General features: G+C 51.9%; 17 protein-coding genes. 15 read left to right on the forward strand and 2 right to left on the reverse strand.

What is annotated here, in order from left to right; genetic code table 11:
• Nucleotides 1–63: 63 nt before the first annotated feature.
• Both FHR87_RS10225 and map read right to left on the reverse strand, forming a co-directional pair.
• The gene (locus FHR87_RS10225; protein ID WP_183166625.1) at nucleotides 64–2,766 is read right to left on the reverse strand and encodes a [protein-PII] uridylyltransferase; all 2,703 of its coding nucleotides are present in this window, start codon (nucleotides 2,764–2,766) and stop codon (nucleotides 64–66) included.
• Between the two features lie 44 nt (nucleotides 2,767–2,810).
• Nucleotides 2,811–3,593, reverse strand: a complete 783-nt coding sequence (gene map, locus FHR87_RS10230) for a type I methionyl aminopeptidase (protein WP_183166626.1) — start codon at nucleotides 3,591–3,593, stop codon at nucleotides 2,811–2,813.
• 288 nt (nucleotides 3,594–3,881) lie between these two features.
• Between map and rpsB the strand changes: the two genes are divergently transcribed.
• From rpsB to rnhB, 15 genes are all read left to right on the forward strand, one after another.
• Nucleotides 3,882–4,619 carry a 30S ribosomal protein S2 gene (rpsB, locus tag FHR87_RS10235; RefSeq protein WP_183166627.1) on the forward strand — a complete coding sequence of 246 codons (738 nt, stop codon included), beginning with the start codon at nucleotides 3,882–3,884 and terminating at the stop codon, nucleotides 4,617–4,619.
• A 129-nt stretch (nucleotides 4,620–4,748) separates the two neighbouring features.
• Entirely contained in the window at nucleotides 4,749–5,621 is an 873-nt protein-coding gene (gene tsf / locus FHR87_RS10240; RefSeq protein ID WP_183166717.1) for a translation elongation factor Ts, read from the forward strand.
• Nucleotides 5,622–5,805: 184 nt separating this feature from the next.
• Nucleotides 5,806–6,549, forward strand: a complete 744-nt coding sequence (gene pyrH / locus FHR87_RS10245) for a UMP kinase (RefSeq protein ID WP_183166628.1) — start codon at nucleotides 5,806–5,808, stop codon at nucleotides 6,547–6,549.
• Complete coding sequence (frr, locus tag FHR87_RS10250) at nucleotides 6,546–7,103, forward strand: ribosome recycling factor (RefSeq protein ID WP_183166629.1); 558 nt, start codon at nucleotides 6,546–6,548, stop codon at nucleotides 7,101–7,103. Before pyrH ends, frr begins: the two co-directional genes overlap by 4 nt.
• Nucleotides 7,104–7,320: 217 nt before the next feature.
• Nucleotides 7,321–8,082, forward strand: coding sequence for a polyprenyl diphosphate synthase (gene uppS, locus FHR87_RS10255; RefSeq protein ID WP_183166630.1), 762 nt, complete (start codon nucleotides 7,321–7,323; stop codon nucleotides 8,080–8,082).
• Nucleotides 8,076–8,888, forward strand: coding sequence for a phosphatidate cytidylyltransferase (locus FHR87_RS10260; protein WP_183166631.1), 813 nt, complete (start codon nucleotides 8,076–8,078; stop codon nucleotides 8,886–8,888). The genes uppS and FHR87_RS10260 overlap by 7 nt, the downstream gene beginning before the upstream one ends.
• Nucleotides 8,888–10,075, forward strand: coding sequence for a 1-deoxy-D-xylulose-5-phosphate reductoisomerase (gene ispC, locus FHR87_RS10265; protein ID WP_183166632.1), 1,188 nt, complete (start codon nucleotides 8,888–8,890; stop codon nucleotides 10,073–10,075). The genes FHR87_RS10260 and ispC overlap by 1 nt, the downstream gene beginning before the upstream one ends.
• 43 nt (nucleotides 10,076–10,118) lie before the next feature.
• Complete coding sequence (rseP, locus tag FHR87_RS10270; RefSeq protein ID WP_183166633.1) at nucleotides 10,119–11,471, forward strand: RIP metalloprotease RseP; 1,353 nt, start codon at nucleotides 10,119–10,121, stop codon at nucleotides 11,469–11,471.
• 54 nt (nucleotides 11,472–11,525) lie between these two features.
• Nucleotides 11,526–13,889 (forward strand): outer membrane protein assembly factor BamA, encoded by a 2,364-nt coding sequence (gene bamA, locus FHR87_RS10275; protein WP_183166634.1) that lies wholly within the window; start codon nucleotides 11,526–11,528, stop codon nucleotides 13,887–13,889.
• 53 nt (nucleotides 13,890–13,942) lie between these two features.
• Nucleotides 13,943–14,446, forward strand: coding sequence for an OmpH family outer membrane protein (locus FHR87_RS10280; RefSeq protein WP_183166635.1), 504 nt, complete (start codon nucleotides 13,943–13,945; stop codon nucleotides 14,444–14,446).
• A gap of 3 nt (nucleotides 14,447–14,449) precedes the next feature.
• Nucleotides 14,450–15,514, forward strand: a complete 1,065-nt coding sequence (gene lpxD / locus FHR87_RS10285; RefSeq protein WP_183166636.1) for a UDP-3-O-(3-hydroxymyristoyl)glucosamine N-acyltransferase — start codon at nucleotides 14,450–14,452, stop codon at nucleotides 15,512–15,514.
• A 96-nt stretch (nucleotides 15,515–15,610) separates the two neighbouring features.
• Nucleotides 15,611–16,051: a 3-hydroxyacyl-ACP dehydratase FabZ gene (fabZ, locus tag FHR87_RS10290; protein ID WP_183166637.1), complete on the forward strand. Its 441-nt coding sequence runs from the start codon at nucleotides 15,611–15,613 to the stop codon at nucleotides 16,049–16,051.
• Nucleotides 16,048–16,824, forward strand: a complete 777-nt coding sequence (gene lpxA / locus FHR87_RS10295; RefSeq protein ID WP_183166638.1) for an acyl-ACP--UDP-N-acetylglucosamine O-acyltransferase — start codon at nucleotides 16,048–16,050, stop codon at nucleotides 16,822–16,824. The genes fabZ and lpxA overlap by 4 nt, the downstream gene beginning before the upstream one ends.
• Complete coding sequence (lpxB, locus tag FHR87_RS10300; RefSeq protein WP_338021245.1) at nucleotides 16,808–17,962, forward strand: lipid-A-disaccharide synthase; 1,155 nt, start codon at nucleotides 16,808–16,810, stop codon at nucleotides 17,960–17,962. Before lpxA ends, lpxB begins: the two co-directional genes overlap by 17 nt.
• Nucleotides 17,962–18,591, forward strand: a complete 630-nt coding sequence (rnhB, locus tag FHR87_RS10305; RefSeq protein WP_183166639.1) for a ribonuclease HII — start codon at nucleotides 17,962–17,964, stop codon at nucleotides 18,589–18,591. The genes lpxB and rnhB overlap by 1 nt, the downstream gene beginning before the upstream one ends.
• Nucleotides 18,592–18,603: the final 12 nt, after the last annotated feature.

Raw genomic sequence — 18,603 nt, forward strand, 5'->3', positions numbered from 1 at the left:
AGTTTATCCAGGGCGGGCACTGCTGCTCGGGGTCGAATCATGCGAGCTATGCTCGCACCTGTTTCATATCGTGAAACTACTGGGCGAGAGCTGGATTCCATTCTCTTCCGATAACTGCTCGATCAGTGCCTGTTGCAGGCGCGTACAGAGTTTGAGGTCGGATAGCGGCTGGTGTCTCGCGTCAGTCACAAAGAAAATGTCTTCCACTCGTTCGCCGAGGGTCGCGATCTTGGCATTCTGCACTGAAAGTTCGAACTCCCGGAACAGTCGACCGACCCGTGCCAGTAGGCCCGGCCGATCTGGTGCGATGATTTCGATGATGGTCTGGGCGCGCTGGGTATCGTTATGGATGGTGACTTTAGGTGCAAAGGCAAAATGCTTGAGCTGTCGTGGTACGCGGCGCTGGATAATGCTCTGGTATTCATCCGGGTTGCGCAGCCCTTCGATCAGGCCTTGGCGAATTTCTTCGATCCGTTCCGGATCGTGACCGATAGGGCTGCCGTCGGCTTCCAGCACGATATAGGTGTCCAGGGTGAACTGGCTGCTGGAAGTAAGGATTCGAGCATCGTGAATGCTCAGGTTGAGCTGGTCCATTTCCGCCACGGTCACGGCAAAGAAGTCGTGCTGGTCTTGTGCATAAATGAAGATTTGTGTACCGCCCTCGAAGTCTCTCTGGGTTGTTTCCTTGATCAGTATCAGTGGGCCATTGTTGCCAGGATGATCAATGATCGCTTCGGTATGCCAGGCAATGTCTGCCGAGGTATGCCGAAGAAAATAGTCGTCTCCCAGTTGTGACCAGAGAATTTCCGCATCATCCGGGTCAGTCCCGCTGCGCACTAGCTGATCGAGCGCAGCTATCTGGGTATGGCGAATCTGTTCTTCCCGGTCCAATGGATTTTCCAGGCCGCGCTTGAGTGCCCGCTTGGTTTCGGTATAAAGCTGACGAAGCAAGCTGGCCCGCCAGGAGTTCCATAGCGAAGGATTGGTGGCGTTGATATCGGCGACGGTCAGGATATACAGGTAGTTGAGGTAGATTTCGTCACCTACCAATTGAGCGAAATCGTTGATCACTTGAGGATCGGATAGATCCTTGCGTTGCGCTGTGCTGGACATGGCCAGATGATTGCGCACTAGCCAGACAATCAAATGGGTATCCCAGGCTGGCAGGTTGTGGCGCTCGCAGAATTTCCGGGCATCGATTGCCCCCAACTCGGAATGATTGCCACCGCGCCCCTTGGCAATATCGTGATAGAGGCTGGCAATGTAGATCAGCTCAGGTTTTGCCAGCTTGTCCAGCAGCTTGCTCGCCAGGGAGTACTTTTCCGCCTGTTCCGGGCGCTTGAGCTTTCTTATGTGCTTGATGACGTTGAGCGTATGCGCGTCGACCGTATAAATATGATAAAGGTCGTGCTGCATCTGCCCGATAATATCGCCAAATTCCGGGAGGTAACGTCCCAGGATGCCGTACCGGCTCATTCTGCGCAGGTTGCGGTGGATACCCTCGGGCCTTTTGAAGAGCTCAATAAAAAGGCTGATATTCTGTGGATCAGCACGGAACTTGTCGTCTATCAGATAACGGTGATCGCGCAGCAAGCGTATGGTAGTTGCGCGCGCGCCTTTGATTTCCGGATGTTGGGCGAGTAGTACGAAAACTTCTAGAATAGCGCTGGGGGTTTGCTCGAAAACTTTGTCATGGGTAACTTCGAGATAGCCATCGCGTATCTGGAAATGCTCGTTCAATGGCTGTACCGACTCGTCGTTTTCCGAGCCTAGGATCATCTCTTCGAAATACTGCTTGATCAGGTCGCTCAGTTCGGCAACTTCCATGACGACACGGTAGTACTTCTGCATAAAGCGTTCGACGGCCAGCTTCGCATCGTTGTCTTTGAGTCCCAGCAAGCCGGCGATTTGCCGTTGATAATCGAACAGCAGACGGTCTTCTGCACGGCCGGCGAGCATGTGCAGGGCATAGCGCACACTCCAGAGAAACTCCTGGCAGGATGTAAGCACGGTGTACTCGCCCTCCAGCAGAAAGCCCTTGTACACCATGGTCGGCAGATCAGACGTACCGAATTGCCGGCGAGCAATCCAGAAGATGGTCTGGATGTCGCGCAAGCCACCTGGCGAGCCTTTTACGTTGGGCTCCAGGTTATATTCGGTATCGTTGTATTTGTCGTGGCGCAGCCATTGTTCCTTTTGCTTGGCCAGAAAAAACTCATCGCTTGGCCACATCCGTTCGGGGCTGGTCACATCGAGCATGGCTTGGCGTAAATATTCGGGACCCGCGATGGTGCGGCTTTCCATCAGATTGGTGATGACGCTTAGATCGGCCCGAGCTTCTTCAGCACATTCATGGATGGAGCGTACGCTTTGCCCAACTTCGAGGCCGATATCCCAAAGCAGGGTCAGAAATCGCTCGATCGGTTCACGAAAAGTTTCCTGTTTGCCTTCGCCGAGCAGAATCAACAGATCTATATCCGAGTAGGGATGCAACTCCCCGCGACCATAGCCACCGACTGCCAGCAAGGCTATTTCGATCTCGTCGCTCCAGTCGAAACGCTCCCAGGCGGTTTGCAGGATTTGATCGATAAACCACGCGCGGCTTTCGATCAGCTTACGAATATCCCTACCGTTGGCAAAGCGTTCGTCCAGCACTTCACGAGCCTGGCGAATGGCTTTCTTGAATGCTGTGATAGGGCTGCTTTGGAGTACCAGTTCCGTCTGGAACTGGCCGTAGTCAAACAGATCGGGATCCCTTCTGATCATGGAAGCCCTCCTTGAATCTGTATCGAGCGTGCGCTCGTTGGAATTCAGCCAGTTGTCCGCGCAATAGTGTCATCACTACGTAGCGTCAGGATTTCGTATCCATCGGCAGTGACCAGTACGGTGTGTTCCAGTTGAGCCGACAACTTGCGGTCCTTGGTGATGGCTGTCCAGCCATCGCCCAGCAGGCGAGTCTCGGCGCGGCCCTGATTGATCATCGGTTCGATCGTGAAGGTCATGCCTTCTTGGAGTTCCATGCCTGTATTGGCACGGCCATAGTGCAAGACTTGTGGCTCCTCGTGGAATACCTTGCCGATACCATGACCGCAATACTCTCGGACGACGGAAAAACCATTCTTCTCCGCATGTTTTTGAATGGTCTCGCCAATATCGCCCAAATGAGTGCCAGGGCGGACCATCGCTATACCTTTATAAAGGCATTCTTGGGTGATTTTGCAAAGGCGTTCGGCCCATTCCGAAGTCTTGCCAACCAGGAACATCTTGCTGGTATCGCCGTGATAACCATCCTTGATGACGGTGATATCGATATTGACGATATCGCCTTCCTTCAAGGGTTTTTCGTTAGGAATGCCATGACAGACCACATGGTTGACCGATGTGCAAATCGATTTTGGATAGCCTTTGTAGTTGAGTGGAGCGGGAATGGCCTGCTGCACATCGACGATGTAGTCATGGCAGATACGGTCAAGCTCCTCGGTCGTCACTCCCGGCTTGACGTGTTCGGCGATCATTTCCAGCACCTCTGCGGCCAGCCGGCCAGCTACACGCATTTTTTCGATTTCCTCGGGGGATTTTATGGTGACAGGCATTCAATCCTCATCGGCGCGCTGGCGCACATAGTGGAGCTAAGCAAACTAAAGACAGGTATGAAATGATAAACGAAAGCTTGCAGAACTGCAGGCGACCACGGGTCGAACCATCCAAATCGTTTGGTAGCCCGTGATACGGTTTTGTGCTATAAAGTGCGCCGCTTGATGGAGAGCTATTCTCGTCAAGCCTGAATCCACACACGTATCGGCACGTTATTCTGGGTGCCCGCAAGGGTTGAATAGCGGGATGCGTGGAGGCCTAACCCAATTCCATAAGGAACTCTATTCATGTCTCAAGTCACCATGCGCGACATGCTGAAGGCTGGTGTGCACTTCGGCCACCAAACCCGTTACTGGAATCCGAAAATGGGTAAGTATATTTTCGGTGCGCGTAACAAGATCCATATTATCAATCTCGAAAAGACGTTGCCGATGTTCAATGAGGCTCTGTCTTTTGTTGAGAAGCTGGCCAGCGGCAAGAATAAAATCATGTTCGTCGGCACCAAGCGATCCGCTGGCAAGTTGGTTCGCGAGGAAGCTGCCCGCTGCAAGATGCCATACGTCGATCACCGCTGGCTCGGCGGCATGCTTACCAACTACAAGACCATCCGCGCCTCTATCAAGCGCTTGCGTGAGCTGGAAGCCCAGTCTCTGGATGGTACCTTCGACAAGCTGACCAAGAAAGAAGCCCTGATGCGTAGTCGTGACCTCGATAAGCTCGAGTGCAGCCTGGGTGGTATCAAGGACATGGGCGGTTTGCCTGACGCCATGTTCGTCATCGACGTCGACCATGAGCGCATTGCCATTTCCGAAGCCAATAAGCTAGGTATTCCGGTTATAGGTATTGTCGATACGAACAGCAGCCCGGAAGGTGTCGACTACATTATCCCAGGTAACGATGATGCTATTCGTGCCGTGCAGCTCTACCTGGGAGCCATGGCCGATGCTGTCCTACGTGGACGGCAGAATGCCGGTGTGAGCGACGAATATGTCGAGGAAGTCGCTCCAGAGGCCGCTGAAGGCTGAAGCATAGCGTCTGCATAGTGTTACCCGAATGATAAAAAGGGGGCTTGGCCCCCTTTTTATCACTCCAGAATTGATAGCCTCCGTTCTAGGAAAGGCTTGGTTAAAAACCGAATCGAGAGGATTGATAACATGGCACAAGTTTCTGCGGCCCTGGTAAAAGAACTGCGTGAGCGTACCGGTCTCGGCATGATGGAGTGTAAAAAGGCCTTGGTCGAGGCCGATGGTGATATCGAAAAAGCCATCGACGATCTGCGTAAGTCTGGTCAAGCCAAAGCTGCCAAAAAGGCTGGTCGTATTGCTGCCGATGGTGTGGTTGCTATCAAGGTTGCTGCCGATGGTAAATATGGCGTAGTTGTAGAAGTCAACTCTGAAACCGATTTCGTTGCCCGTGATGAAAGCTTTCTTGGCTTTGTCGAGGCCACTGTCGAGAAGGCATTTGCCGACAGGCTGAACGATGTTGCTCCTCTGGTTGAAGCGCGTGAGAAAGATCGCGAGGCTCTGGTTCAGAAGATCGGTGAGAACATCAGCATTCGTCGCATCAATCGGGTGGAAGGTGTGGTCGTCGGTGGCTACGTTCATGGCAACAAGCGTATCGCTGTGCTGGTTGCTCTGAGTGGCGGTAATCCGGAATTGGCCAAGGACATCGCTATGCATGTCGCGGCAACGAACCCGGCGGTACTGAATCCTTCTCAAGTCTCTGAGGAATTGATTGCCAAGGAAAAAGAAATTTTTCTGGCTCTCAATGAGGAGAAAGTCAAGGGTAAGCCTGCTGAAATCGTCGAGAAGATGGTTGCTGGACGTATCCAGAAATTCCTGTCCGAGGCCAGCTTGGTCGAGCAGCCTTTCGTCAAGGATCCAGATGTCAAGATTGGTGATCTAGCCAAAAAAGCAGGTGCCGAAGTCATATCTTTCGTGCGCTTTGAAGTAGGTGAGGGCATCGAAAAAATTGAGGTCGATTTTGCTGCTGAAGTTGCAGCTCAAGTTGCTGCGACCAAGCAGTAAGGCAGGTTGCTATAGTGTAAGGCTGCTCGCTATCGTTGCGCGCAGCCTTTTCTTCAGATGGGCTTTGATTCTCCATCCGTATTTTTCTTGTGGCGTCCGGCACGAAACAGCCGTCACGTTGTCGAAGCGCAGTTGATTTCGACTTGAAAAGTCTTATACAGAAAAGCCTTAGGGAGATATGCCGATGGTCCAATCAGTAAGCGGGCGCAAACCTCGTTACAAACGTATTCTGCTCAAATTGAGTGGCGAAGCCCTGATGGGGGCGGAAGATTTCGGCATCGATCCCAAGGTTCTTGATCGCATGGCGCTGGAAGTTGGCCAGTTGATCGGGATAGGCGTTCAGGTCGGTCTGGTCATCGGGGGAGGCAATCTTTTTCGTGGAGCGGCTCTTTCCGCTGCCGGCATGGATCGTGTCACCGGTGATCACATGGGGATGCTGGCTACGGTAATGAATTCCCTTGCCATGCGCGATGCGTTGGAGCGATCCAACATCCCGGCCTTGGTGATGTCGGCAATCTCGATGGTTGGTGTCACCGATCATTATGATCGGCGTAAGGCCATGCGTCATCTGAACTCCGGCGAAGTAGTCATCTTCTCGGCAGGAACTGGAAACCCTTTCTTTACTACTGACTCCGCTGCCTGTCTGCGCGCAATCGAAATCCATGCCGATATGGTTCTCAAGGCTACCAAGGTCGATGGCGTCTATACCGCTGATCCATTCAAGGATCCGAACGCGGAGCGCTTTGAACGATTAACGTATGATGCCGTGCTTGATCGTAAGCTTGGGGTCATGGATTTGACTGCAATCTGCCTTTGCCGAGATCACAACATGCCTCTACGAGTTTTCAATATGAACAAGTCAGGTGCTTTGTTGAATATCGTGCTGGGGGAAGCTGAAGGAACCCTGATCGAGGAGACGAATGTATGATCAGCGAGATTAAAAAAGATACGCAGGGGCGTATGCAAAAGACTGTTGATACATTGGCCCAGGCTTTTGCAAAGATCCGTACTGGGCGGGCTCACCCCAGTATTCTGGATAGCGTCATGGTTTCCTACTATGGTAGCGACATGCCACTTCGTCAGGTGGCTAATATCGTGGTAGAGGATGCTCGCACTCTGGCGCTGGCAGTATTCGACAAGTCCATGATCCAGGCAGTTGAGAAAGCCATCATGACTTCCGATCTCGGTCTGAATCCGGCAACTGCCGGAACCACGATTCGTGTTCCTATGCCTCCGCTCACGGAAGAAACTCGTAAGGGCTTCACTCGTCAAGCTCGCACTGAGACCGAGCAGGCTAAAGTTGCCGTACGAAACATTCGCCGCGATGCTCTGGCCCAGCTCAAGGATTTGGTCAAGGAAAAGGAAATCAGTGAAGATGAAGAGCGTCGGGCACAGGATGACGTTCAGAAAATCACCGATAAATTCATAGCGGAAATCGACAAGGCTCTAGACAAGAAAGAAGCCGATTTGATGGCAGTCTAATCTGGGGCGGACATTGATTCTAAGATTCTTTGCGATGGTTATTGAGCCATCGAAACTCAGCCATCTGTTCGCTAGTGCAGTTGCTGAACATATTTATTTCTGCTGGTGCCAAGTCTGCCATAGCATCGATTTCCAGCTTGAAAATGTTCGCTGGGGAATCAGGCTGGTAGTTTCTTTTCTTCATTCGAAGCGCTGTGAGGCGCAAGTAGAGTAGATCATGGAAAAGATCAGGCAGATTGCCGAGCGAAAAACCCCTCGCCATGTCGCAATCATCATGGATGGTAACAATCGTTGGGCAAAAAGGCGTTTGTTGCCTGGAGTCGCAGGACATAAGGCCGGCGTCGATGCTGTTCGTGCCGTTATCGAAGTGTGTGCCGAAGCCAAGGTTGAAGTTTTGACTTTGTTTGCGTTTTCCAGTGAAAACTGGCAGCGGCCTGCCGATGAGGTGGGTGCCTTGATGGAACTATTTCTTTCTGCTTTGCGTCGTGAAGTTCGCAAGCTTAGAGATAATGGTATTCGTTTACGAGTTATTGGCGACTGCTCTCGCTTTCATCCCGAATTGCAGGTAGCCATCCGAGATGCTGAGACCTTGACGGAAAGCGGCCAGCGCCTCGTTTTGCAAGTCGCAGCCAATTATGGTGGCCAATGGGATATCCTGCAGGCTGCTCGCGATTTGGCCAGGCAGGCCCAGGCCGGGCAAATCAAACCGGAAGATATTACGCCAGCATTTTTCCAGCATCATTTGTCGACTGGGGATCTGCCTTCGCCTGATCTTTGCATCCGTACAGGAGGCGAGCGGCGTATCAGCAATTTCCTGTTATGGCAGTTAGCTTATACAGAGCTGTATTTTTCCGATCTTTATTGGCCCGACTTCAAACATGCAGCAATGCGCGAGGCGCTTGACGCCTTTGCCGATCGTCAGCGCCGTTTCGGCAGGACGGATGAGCAAGTGGAGGCAGAGGCAAGTACTCAATGCTAAGACAACGTATCATTACAGCATCGATACTCGTCCTCATTTCGATACTTGGTTTCTTTGGACTGGATGGCCTGCCGTTTGCCTTGTTCATCGGCTTTGTGATCACCTTGGGGGCTTGGGAGTGGGCTCGCTTGGCTGGCCTTTCAAGCCAGGCTGATCGTATGGGCTATGCGCTGGTCGTTGCGCTGCTCCTGGTTGCCCTCCATTGGCTATCTCTGTTGGCGATTCCACTTTTGCTGCTAAGCGCTGCTTGGTGGTTATTGGCTATCATGCTGATTCTTAAGTACCCGGATAGCAGCCGATTTTGGGTAGGTAAGCCGAGAACTCTGTTCATTGGCCTGCTGATCCTGCTACCTGCTTGGCAAGGGCTGGTATTGCTCAAGTCATGGCCTCAGGGAAATTGGTTGATCCTGGCTGTCATGCTGTTGGTCTGGGTTGCCGATATCGGAGCTTTTTTCGTAGGCAGAAAGCTCGGTCGACACAAATTGGCTCCCAAAGTCAGTCCTGGAAAAAGCTGGGAGGGATTTTGGGGCGGATTGGTATCCAGTCTTGCCGTAACTTTATTCACTGTTCTTTACCAGGGGTGGTCGATACAGGTATTAATCGCCGCGATGATTGTATCGACTATCGTAGTGGCGATTTCGGTGGTAGGGGATCTGACGGAAAGTATGTTCAAGCGCAGCGCTGGAGTAAAAGATAGTAGTCAGCTGTTACCTGGGCATGGGGGAATTCTTGATCGCATTGATAGCCTGACGGCCGCCATTCCTGTGTTTGCCGTTCTGCTTTGGTTGGCGGGTTGGGGAAATTGATGAGTCGTACTCTACAAGTTACCATTTTGGGCGCAACCGGTTCTATCGGTCTTAGTACGCTCGATGTAATAGCTCGACACCCGGAACGCTATGGCGTTTTTGCATTGACCGGATTCAGCCGCATACGTGAATTATTTCAGCTATGCCTGATTCATCGGCCTCAGTATGCAGTTGTGGCGGAAGAAGCTGATGCGCGTTTTCTGCGTACAGAATTTGCCAATGCTGGCCTCAAAACCCAAGTTCTACTGGGTAGAAGCGGACTTTGTGATGTTGCTGCTCATCCGGATGTCGATGTGGTCATGGCAGCCATCGTCGGAGCGGCGGGTTTGCATCCGACACTGTCGGCGATCCAGGCAAACAAGCGCGTGCTTTTAGCCAACAAGGAAGCGCTGGTAATGTCTGGTGCATTGTTCATGCAGGCATTGCACGCCAGTTCCGCCGAATTGCTGCCGATAGACAGTGAGCACAATGCGATCTTTCAATGTCTTCCGCCCAAGTCAGAAACCATTGCTGGCAAAGGCATACGCCGCATACTTCTCACTGCTTCGGGAGGACCTTTCCGCAAGTTTGCCATGTCACAACTGGCCGATGTCACGCCAGAGCAGGCATGCGCTCACCCCAACTGGTCCATGGGGCGAAAAATTTCAGTCGACTCGGCAAGCATGATGAACAAAGGATTGGAGCTGATCGAGGCATGTTGGTTATTCGGTGCCCGGTCGGATCAGGTCGAAGTGATCATCCATCCGCAAAGTGTTATCCACTCAATGGTCGATTACGTAGATGGCTCGGTTCTGGCGCAGTTGGGTAACCCCGATATGCGTACGCCGATTGCACATGCTTTGGCTTGGCCAGAGCGTATCGAATCAGGTGTTTCGGCACTGGACCTGCTTCGTATTGGCTGCCTTGATTTCGAATCGCCGGATGAGCAACGCTTTCCCTGTCTACGCTTGGCTCGTCAGGCTGCCGTGACTTGCGGAACGGCCCCAGCGATGCTGAATGCCGCCAATGAAATAGCTGTTGCGGCATTTTTGAATCGGCGAATTCGTTTTACTGAAATAGCCGATGTCATTGAGCATGTGCTTGAACGTGAGGCTTCAATCCCGACAACCTGCCTGGATGATGTGCTGACAGCCGACGAACGTGCCCGCGCCTTGGCCGAAAGCTGGTTGAATAACTACGATCGCTAATGATCGCAGAGCCGGCTTCTACCTGCCGCCCTGGAGGATTTTGATGAATGCTCTCTACATGATCATCGGTACCTTGGTTGCGTTAGGCATACTGGTTACGTTCCATGAGTTTGGCCATTTTTGGATGGCAAGGCGTTGTGGAGTGAAGGTTCTACGTTTCTCGGTGGGCTTTGGTACTCCACTGGTTCGTTGGCATGATCGGCATGGAACAGAGTTCGTTGTAGCTGCCATCCCGCTGGGGGGCTACGTGAAAATGCTGGATGAAAGAGAAGAAGAAGTTTCCTCTGGAGAGATAGGCCAGGCTTTCAATCGGAAAACGGTAAAGCAACGTTTTGCCATTGTGTTCGCTGGCCCACTGGCTAATTTCATTCTGGCATTTTTATTCTTCTGGTTATTGGCAATGCTTGGCTCGCAACAGGGGAGACCAATCATCGGCTCAGTTGAGCCGGGCAGCCTTGCCGATTCGGCAGGTTTGTCAGCTGGCCAGGAAATTGTTTCTGTCGATGGGGAAGGTATTAGCGGTTGGGCTGCAGTCAACCTGCAACTGGTGAAGCGCCTTGGCGAGACTGGCCAATTGGATCTCGTTGTTCGCGAGCGAAACGCTACCCTTGAAACAGAACATGTAATCCAGCTTGAGAATTGGTTGAAGAATGTCGATGAGCCCAACCCGATCGATTCACTCGGGATCAAGCCTTGGCGTCCCGTGATCGTGCCAGTCATTGCTGAGCTCGATGAACAGGGACCGGCGCGAGCGGCAGGTCTTCAAGTCGGTGATCGCCTGTTGCAACTCAATGGCCGATCCGTAAGCGATTGGTACGTTATTGTCGATCAAATCAGAGAGCTTGCTGGGCAACCCATTACACTATTGGTCGAGCGGGACGGCCGCTCGATGGATATGGCTTTGACGTTAGGGGTTCGTGGTGAAGGTGAGGCTCGGCGTGGCTATCTGGGCGCTGGTGTTCAACCGGCAGAATGGCCGCAGGAAATGCTGCAGGAAATCCGTTTCGGACCGATTGATGCCATTGCCGAAGGTGCCAGAAAAACCTGGTCGATGAGCTTGCTTACGCTTGATTCTCTGAAGAAAATGCTTTTTGGAGAGCTTTCGGTAAAAAACTTGAGTGGCCCGATAACGATTGCTAAAGTAGCGGGCGCTTCTGCCCAGTCAGGTCTGGGGGACTTTCTAAACTTTCTTGCCTACCTGAGTATCAGCTTGGGTGTACTCAATCTTTTGCCCATTCCTGTCCTTGATGGAGGACATTTGCTTTTCTATTTGATCGAATGGGTCCGTGGAGCTCCATTGCCAGAGAAAGTACAGGCCTGGGGTATGCAAATTGGCATTAGTCTAGTGATTGGGGTGATGTTGTTGGCCTTGGTTAACGATATAGGTCGCCTCTGAAGCCAAGAGTTCTCGCCAAGCAGTTCTTTTTAAGGTTTTTCAAGAAATGACTTCATGAAACGTCTGCTGCTACCGGTTGTTTTTTCAGCATTTATGGTTGCTGAGGTTCACGCCGAGTCCTTTACAATTTCAGATATTCGTGTAAACGGCCTGCAACGGGTTTCCGCTGGTAGCGTTTTTAGTGCGTTGCCACTTAACGTTGGTAACGTAGCTGACGAAAGAAGTCTGGTTGAGGCGACTCGCTCATTATTCAGAACTGGTTTTTTCCAGGATATCCAGATTGGCCGAGAAGGTAACGTTCTCGTTATCAGTGTGGTCGAGCGTCCTTCGATCTCCAATATCGAAATCGAGGGGAACAAGGCGATCAAAAGCGAGGATTTGCTCAAGGGATTGCAGCAATCAGGATTGGCCGAGGGCGAAATTTTTCAGCAGGCCACGCTCGATGGCATAAGAAACGAATTGCAGCGCCAATATGTTGCACAAGGTCGTTATTCTGCCAGCATCGAAGCCGAAGTGCTGCCACAACCGCGTAACCGAGTGTCCCTCAAGATTAAAATTAATGAAGGTTCGGTCGCTGCAATCAAGCATATCAATGTCGTTGGAAACAGCCTTTTTCCAGATAAAGACCTTGAAAACTTGTTTGAGCTGAAAACAACCAACCTTCTTTCATTTTTTCGCAATGACGATAAATATTCACGCGAAAAACTGGCTGGTGATTTGGAGCGACTGCGCTCTTATTACCTGGATAGAGGCTATATCAATATGGATATAACTTCGACACAGGTATCTATCACGCCAGATAAGAAAAGCGTTTATATCACTGTCAATATCGTCGAAGGTGATCGTTATACGGTGCGTGATGTACAGCTCAGTGGTGACCTTAAAGTTCCTCGTGAGGAAGTCGAAGCGCTGCTGTTATCGAAGCAGGGACAGATTTTCTCGCGCAACGTAATGACAAGCACCTCGGAGTTGATTACTCGCCGCCTCGGTAATGAGGGATATACGTTTGCCAACGTCAATGGTATTCCCGAACCACATGACGAAGATAAAACCGTGTCAATCACATTCGTCGTTGATCCAGGCAAGCGAGCTTACGTCAACCGAATCAATTTTCGTGGAAATACCAAAACCGACGATGAGGTTTTGCGTCGTGAGATGCGCCAAATGGAAGGTGGCTGGGCCTCCACTTACCTGATAGACCAATCCAAGATGCGCTTGGAGCGGCTGGGGTATTTCAGTACGGTGGCAGTCGAAACGCCTGCCGTACCAGGTACCGACGATCAGGTCGATGTTAACTATACGGTTGAAGAGCAGCCATCTGGTTCGGTTACGGCGAGTGTCGGTTTTGCCCAGAACTCCGGTTTGATTCTGGGAGGGTCGATTGACCAGAGCAACTTCCTCGGTACTGGTAATCGTGTCACAGTGGGGCTCAACCAAAGCGAATATCAGACTACCTATAACTTTGGCTTTCTCAATCCCTACTGGACCGAGGATGGAATCAGCCTTGGCTATAATGCTTTCTATCGCACCACGGATTACAGCGATCTGAATTACGATGTTTCCAGCTATTCGATCGATAGTATGGGGGGTGGAGTCAATATTGGTTACCCCATCAGTGAAACGGCTCGCCTCACATTCGGTGCGAGCGTGCAGCAAGACGACATTAGTACCGGTCGCTATACCGTGGATGAGATTTTCGATTTTCTTGATAAAGAGGGTAAGAACTTCCTCAACTTCAAGGCATCGGTCGGTTGGTCGGAGTCGACCCTGAATCGAGGAATAATGCCCAACCGTGGTGCTTCACAAAGCCTGACATTCGAGACAAGTCTTCCTGCCAGCGACCTGTATTACTACAAGATTGATTACAATAATCAGGCTTTCTTCCCTATAAACCAAGATTATACCTTCCGCTTGCATGGTCGCCTCGGATATGGCGATGGCTTTGGTTCTACAACCCGCATGCCGTTCTACGAGCACTATTATGCAGGTGGTTTCAGCTCGGTTCGTGGGTTCCAGGACAATACGCTTGGCCCTCGTAGTACACCCAGTCGAGGAGAGGCCAATGGAGGCCGCAAAGGGACTCTGGAAGACGATGACCAGAGTCCGGAACCTTATGGTGGTAATGTGTTGATCACAGGAGGAGCGGAAATACTGTTCCCGGTACCTTTCGTTCAGGACCAAAAATCCTTTCGTACCAGCGTTTTCTGGGATGCAGGTAACGTGTTTGATACCAATTGCCGATCAGGCTCTAAAGATTGTAGCAATATTGACCTGACCGATATGGCGCACTCCATCGGGATTGGAGGAACCTGGGTCAGTGGTTTTGGCCCGCTCAGTTTCAGTTTGGCTTTACCTGTAAGCAAGCCCAAGGATGCGGAAACCCAGTTCTTCCAGTTCTCAATGGGACAAACCTTTTAATTGCCTGGAGCTTTCGGCTACGGGCCATTCATTATTTGAGGAGTGACTTCGCCGTGCGTAAGTTGATTCAAATCCTTTTAGCTTCTGCAACCTTGATTGCAACTCCAGTATTTGCCGATTTGAAGATCGCCGTACTCAATTACCAGATGGCCTTGCTCGAATCGGACGCCGCCAAACGCTATGCGGTCGATGCAGAGAAAAAATTCGGCCCTCAACTGGACAAGCTCAAGCGGCTTGAAGACGATGCCAAGCGAATCCAGGATCGCGTCTCAAAAGACGGTGAAAAAATGTCACAGGGGGAGCGAGAGCGTCTCGAGCTGGAGTTCAAGCAGAAGGCACGCGATTTCCAATTCCAATCCAAGGAATTGAACGATGCCAAAGCCGTGTCCGATCGCGACATGCTCAAGCAGCTCAAGCCCAAGCTGGACAAGGCTGTCGAGGAGGTGATCAAGAGTGGTGATTACGATTTCGTATTCGAGCGGGGAGCCGTGGTCGATGTCAAACCGCAATACGATATCACCCGTCGTGTTATCGAGCGTATGAACCAACTGCGCTGATTTATGGAGCGTTCCATCGTGCTTACTCTCGGTCACCTGGCAGCGTATCTTGGTGCTAACTTGAAAGGTAATCCTGATGCGGTGGTCAGAGGACTTGCGCCATTGCAGGAGGCGGGACCAGAGCACCTGACGTTCCTGGTCGACAAGCAGTACCGCAAATTCTTGCCGGAGTGTCGTGCTGCCGCCGTCATTCTGAAAGCAGAAGATGCCGAAGCCTGTCCGGAAGCCGCATTGATTGTTAGCGATCCCTATCTGGCTTATTCGCGTGTTTCCCACTTATTTGAAACTCGCCTACCAGCCATCAAGGGGATTCATCCGACAGCCGTGGTTGCCGATGACGTCCAGATCGATCCTACTGCCAGTATCGGGCCCTACGTGGTCATCGAGCCGGGAGTCTGGATTGGCCCTGAGGTTGTGATCGGTGCCCACTGTTTCATTGGTGCTCGTTGTCGAATTGGCGAAGGCGGGCGTCTGGCTCCCAGAGTCACTCTTTATCATGATGTAGTGATCGGCCAGCGGGTTGTCATGCAGTCGGGTGCCGTAGTAGGAGGGGAAGGGTTCGGTTTCGCCAAGGAGAAAGATAGCTGGCAGAAAATTGCCCAGCTTGGCGGAGTGCAGATTGGTGACGATGTCGAAATCGGTGCGAATACCACTGTTGATCGAGGAGCGCTCTCTGATACCTGGCTGGGAAATGGAGTGAAACTCGATAACCAGATCATGATTGGACACAACGTCCAAGTTGGCGATCATACTGCCATGGCCGCCTGCGTTGGTATTTCCGGCAGCTCGAAGATTGGCCGTCGCTGCATTATTGGTGGAGCTGTCGGTATGGCCGGTCATCTGGAAATTTGCGATGACGTATTCTTTACCGGCATGACCATGGTGACGCGTTCCATTTCCAAGCCTGGTGCCTATTCGTCTGGAACTGGCATACAGCCTGCCGCGGAATGGAGAAGAAGTGCTGCACGCTTTCATCAACTGGATGATATGGCGCGACGCCTGCAGCAGTTGGAAAAACGCTTGGCAGCCATGACTGCTGGTGACAACGATACTGTTCCTGATGCCTAATTCGCAGCCTGATCTTCAGGCTGCGGAAATCCGTTGGCAGCTTTGGAGCGAACGGCCCGCCCGGACTTTCTTTTATAACAGGCCCTTTTCCTGAAAATGATGGACATCAACGAGATTCGCGAATATCTACCGCACCGCTATCCCTTCCTGCTGGTCGATCGGGTGGTAGAGCTGGACACAGAGGCCAAGCGCATTCGCGCTTATAAGAACGTCACCATCAACGAGCCGTTTTTCAACGGGCATTTTCCGCAACACCCGATCATGCCGGGAGTGTTGATTATCGAAGCCATGGCCCAGGCAGCTGGAATCCTTGGTTTTAAAATGCTCGACGTAACGCCAGCCGACGGTACGCTCTATTATTTCGTTGGTTCAGATAAAGTACGTCTTCGGCAACCTGTCCTGGCTGGCGACCAACTGATTCTTGATGCAACCTTCATTAGTGCCAAGCGCTCGATCTGGAAATTCGATTGCCAGGCAACCGTCGATGGCAAGCCTGTATGTTCGGCTGAAATCATTTGTGCGGAACGCAAGCTATGAAGATTATCGATTCTCGCGCCATCATCGATCCTTCGGCCAGGTTGGCCGACGATGTCGAGGTAGGTCCATGGTCAATCATTGGACCAGATGTCGAGATCGATTCAGGTACAGTTATCGGCCCGCATGTAATCGTCAAAGGGCCAGCGAAAATTGGCAAGAACAACCGAATTTTCCAGTTTTCCTCGATTGGGGAAGATACTCCCGATATGAAGTACAAGGGAGAGCCGACCCGGCTAGTGATAGGTGATCACAATATTATCCGGGAAGGTGTGACCATTCATCGAGGGACTATCCAGGATCGTTCGGAAACCATTATAGGTAGTCACAACCTCGTCATGGCCTATGCCCATATTGGACATGACTGCGTGGTAGGCAATCATTGCATCATCATCAATAATGCCGGACTTGCCGGCCATGTGCATGTCGGTGACTGGGCCATCATTTCCGGTTATGTTCTGGTTCATCAGTATTGTCATATCGGCCCGCATAGTTTCTGCGGCATGGGTTCGGGTATCGTCAAGGACGTACCGGCGTTCGTGACTGTTCTTGGCAATCCTGCTGAAGCGCGCAGCATGAACTTCGAAGGTATGCGCAGGCGAGGTTTCTCCGTTGAGGCTGTGCAGGCTTTGCGCCGTGCCTACAAGACGGTCTATCGCAAGAATTTCACGATTGAAGAGGCGCTCGATGAGTTGCTCGAAGATGCTACCCGATATCCTGAGGTAGCTACATTCCGTGACTCGATCAAGGATTCGAAGCGTGGCATCACTCGCTAACGGAGATCGCCTGTTTCGTGTCGCTCTGGTTGCAGGAGAAGCTTCCGGAGATATTCTGGGTGCCGGCTTGATGCAAGCCCTGAAAAAGCATCATCCCCATATCGAATTCATCGGTATCGGTGGGCCGAGGATGCAGGCGCAAGGGCTCGATTCCTATTTTCCTCAAGAACGCCTTGCTGTCATGGGGTTAGTAGAGGTCTTGGGAAGACTGCCTGAGCTGATATTGCGACGTCACCGCTTGCTTAACACCCTGATCGAGAGCCGGCCTGATGTCTTCATTGGTATCGATGCTCCCGATTTCAATCTGGGATTGGAGCTCAGGCTACGCAAGGCAGGAATCCGCACCGTACATTATGTCAGCCCTTCGGTATGGGCTTGGCGACAGAAACGAGTTTTCACGATTCGTGACGCTTGCGACATGATGCTGACGCTATTGCCTTTCGAGGCTCGCTTTTACGAGGAGCATCGGGTACCTGTACGTTTTGTCGGTCACCCCCTGGCCGATATCATTCCGCTCGAGGCGGACCGGCAGGCAGCACGAGGCGCTCTGAATTTGCCGCAGGACCAGCTTGTGGTCGCGCTCATGCCGGGTAGTCGTGGCGGTGAAGTTGCCCGTTTGGGTGAGCTTTTTTTCGAAGCGGCGAGGTTATTGAGGGCCAATCGTCCGAATGTACGTTTTATTGTTCCCTGTGCCAATCAGGCACGCCGCCAGCAGCTCGAGCAAATGCTGATTGGCAAAGATGACTTGCCGCTTACCCTGTTCGATGGTCGATCTCATGAGGTTCTGGCTGCCTGTGATGCAGTCTTGATCGCTTCGGGAACTGCAACACTCGAGGCCATGCTATACAAACGGCCGATGGTTGTAGCTTACCGAGTTTCTCCAATGACTTACCGAATTGCCAAGCGTCTGGTAAAAACTCCTTTTTTCTCGCTACCCAATTTGTTGGCTGGGCGCATGCTGGTTCCAGAGCTCATTCAGGACGATGCGACGCCACAAGCCATGTTCGAGCTGCTCTCTCCATTGCTCGAAAAGGGCGAACTGCAAACTGCGAGCTTTGCTGCTATGCATAAGGCGCTGCGTTGTAACGCTTCCGAACGAGCTGCAGATGTGGTTCTACATGTGGCGGGAATTGCCTGATGCAACTGGGGCTGGATTTTTCGCTCGTCGAGGAGCTGGTAGCGGGTGTCGATGAGGTCGGCCGAGGCCCATTGTGCGGTCCTGTGGTCACTGCTGCGGTAATTCTTGATCCAGGCCGACCGATTCAGGGACTCAATGATTCGAAGAAGCTCAGTGAAGCGCGACGTGAAAAGCTATTCGATGAGATTTGTGATAAGGCTCTGGCTTGGAGCATAGCCAGGGCTAATGTGGATGAAATCGATCAATTGAATATCCTGCATGCCACGATGTTGGCGATGCAGCGAGCCGTCGCTGGGTTGAGTGTGATACCACGTCGGGCGTTGATTGATGGTAATCGCTGCCCAACGCTACCGGTGCCATGTGCTTCAGTGATTCAGGGAGATAGCCAAATCCCTGCTATTGCTGCTGCCTCGATCCTGGCCAAGGTCAGCCGTGACCGGGAAATGCGAGAACTGGATCTGGTTTATCCTGGATATGGCCTGGCCGGGCACAAGGGCTATCCTACAATTGTCCATCTCGATGCACTTCGCAGATTGGGTCCCACTGTGATTCACCGGCGCTCGTTCGCCCCCGTTCGGAAATTGCTGGAGGCCGGTGTAACGGGCAGGGCCGAAGATGCGATCTTCTGAATGAACTGCGTT

It is taken from the genome of Azomonas macrocytogenes (genome assembly GCF_014191985.1).
Taxonomy (GTDB): Bacteria; Pseudomonadota; Gammaproteobacteria; order Pseudomonadales; family Pseudomonadaceae; genus Azomonas; species Azomonas macrocytogenes.

Excerpts from the sequence above, each read along its gene's own strand:
- FHR87_RS10225 (WP_183166625.1), bottom strand. The coding sequence starts at position 2,766 with ATGATCAGAAGGGATCCCGATCTGTTTGACTACGGCCAGTTCCAGACG.
- map (WP_183166626.1), bottom strand. The coding sequence starts at position 3,593 with ATGCCTGTCACCATAAAATCCCCCGAGGAAATCGAAAAAATGCGTGTA.
- rpsB (WP_183166627.1), top strand. The coding sequence starts at position 3,882 with ATGTCTCAAGTCACCATGCGCGACATGCTGAAGGCTGGTGTGCACTTC.
- tsf (WP_183166717.1), top strand. The coding sequence starts at position 4,749 with ATGGCACAAGTTTCTGCGGCCCTGGTAAAAGAACTGCGTGAGCGTACC.
- pyrH (WP_183166628.1), top strand. The coding sequence starts at position 5,806 with ATGGTCCAATCAGTAAGCGGGCGCAAACCTCGTTACAAACGTATTCTG.
- frr (WP_183166629.1), top strand. The coding sequence starts at position 6,546 with ATGATCAGCGAGATTAAAAAAGATACGCAGGGGCGTATGCAAAAGACT.
- uppS (WP_183166630.1), top strand. The coding sequence starts at position 7,321 with ATGGAAAAGATCAGGCAGATTGCCGAGCGAAAAACCCCTCGCCATGTC.
- FHR87_RS10260 (WP_183166631.1), top strand. The coding sequence starts at position 8,076 with ATGCTAAGACAACGTATCATTACAGCATCGATACTCGTCCTCATTTCG.
- ispC (WP_183166632.1), top strand. The coding sequence starts at position 8,888 with ATGAGTCGTACTCTACAAGTTACCATTTTGGGCGCAACCGGTTCTATC.
- rseP (WP_183166633.1), top strand. The coding sequence starts at position 10,119 with ATGAATGCTCTCTACATGATCATCGGTACCTTGGTTGCGTTAGGCATA.
- bamA (WP_183166634.1), top strand. The coding sequence starts at position 11,526 with ATGAAACGTCTGCTGCTACCGGTTGTTTTTTCAGCATTTATGGTTGCT.
- lpxD (WP_183166636.1), top strand. The coding sequence starts at position 14,450 with ATGGAGCGTTCCATCGTGCTTACTCTCGGTCACCTGGCAGCGTATCTT.
- fabZ (WP_183166637.1), top strand. The coding sequence starts at position 15,611 with ATGATGGACATCAACGAGATTCGCGAATATCTACCGCACCGCTATCCC.
- lpxA (WP_183166638.1), top strand. The coding sequence starts at position 16,048 with ATGAAGATTATCGATTCTCGCGCCATCATCGATCCTTCGGCCAGGTTG.
- rnhB (WP_183166639.1), top strand. The coding sequence starts at position 17,962 with ATGCAACTGGGGCTGGATTTTTCGCTCGTCGAGGAGCTGGTAGCGGGT.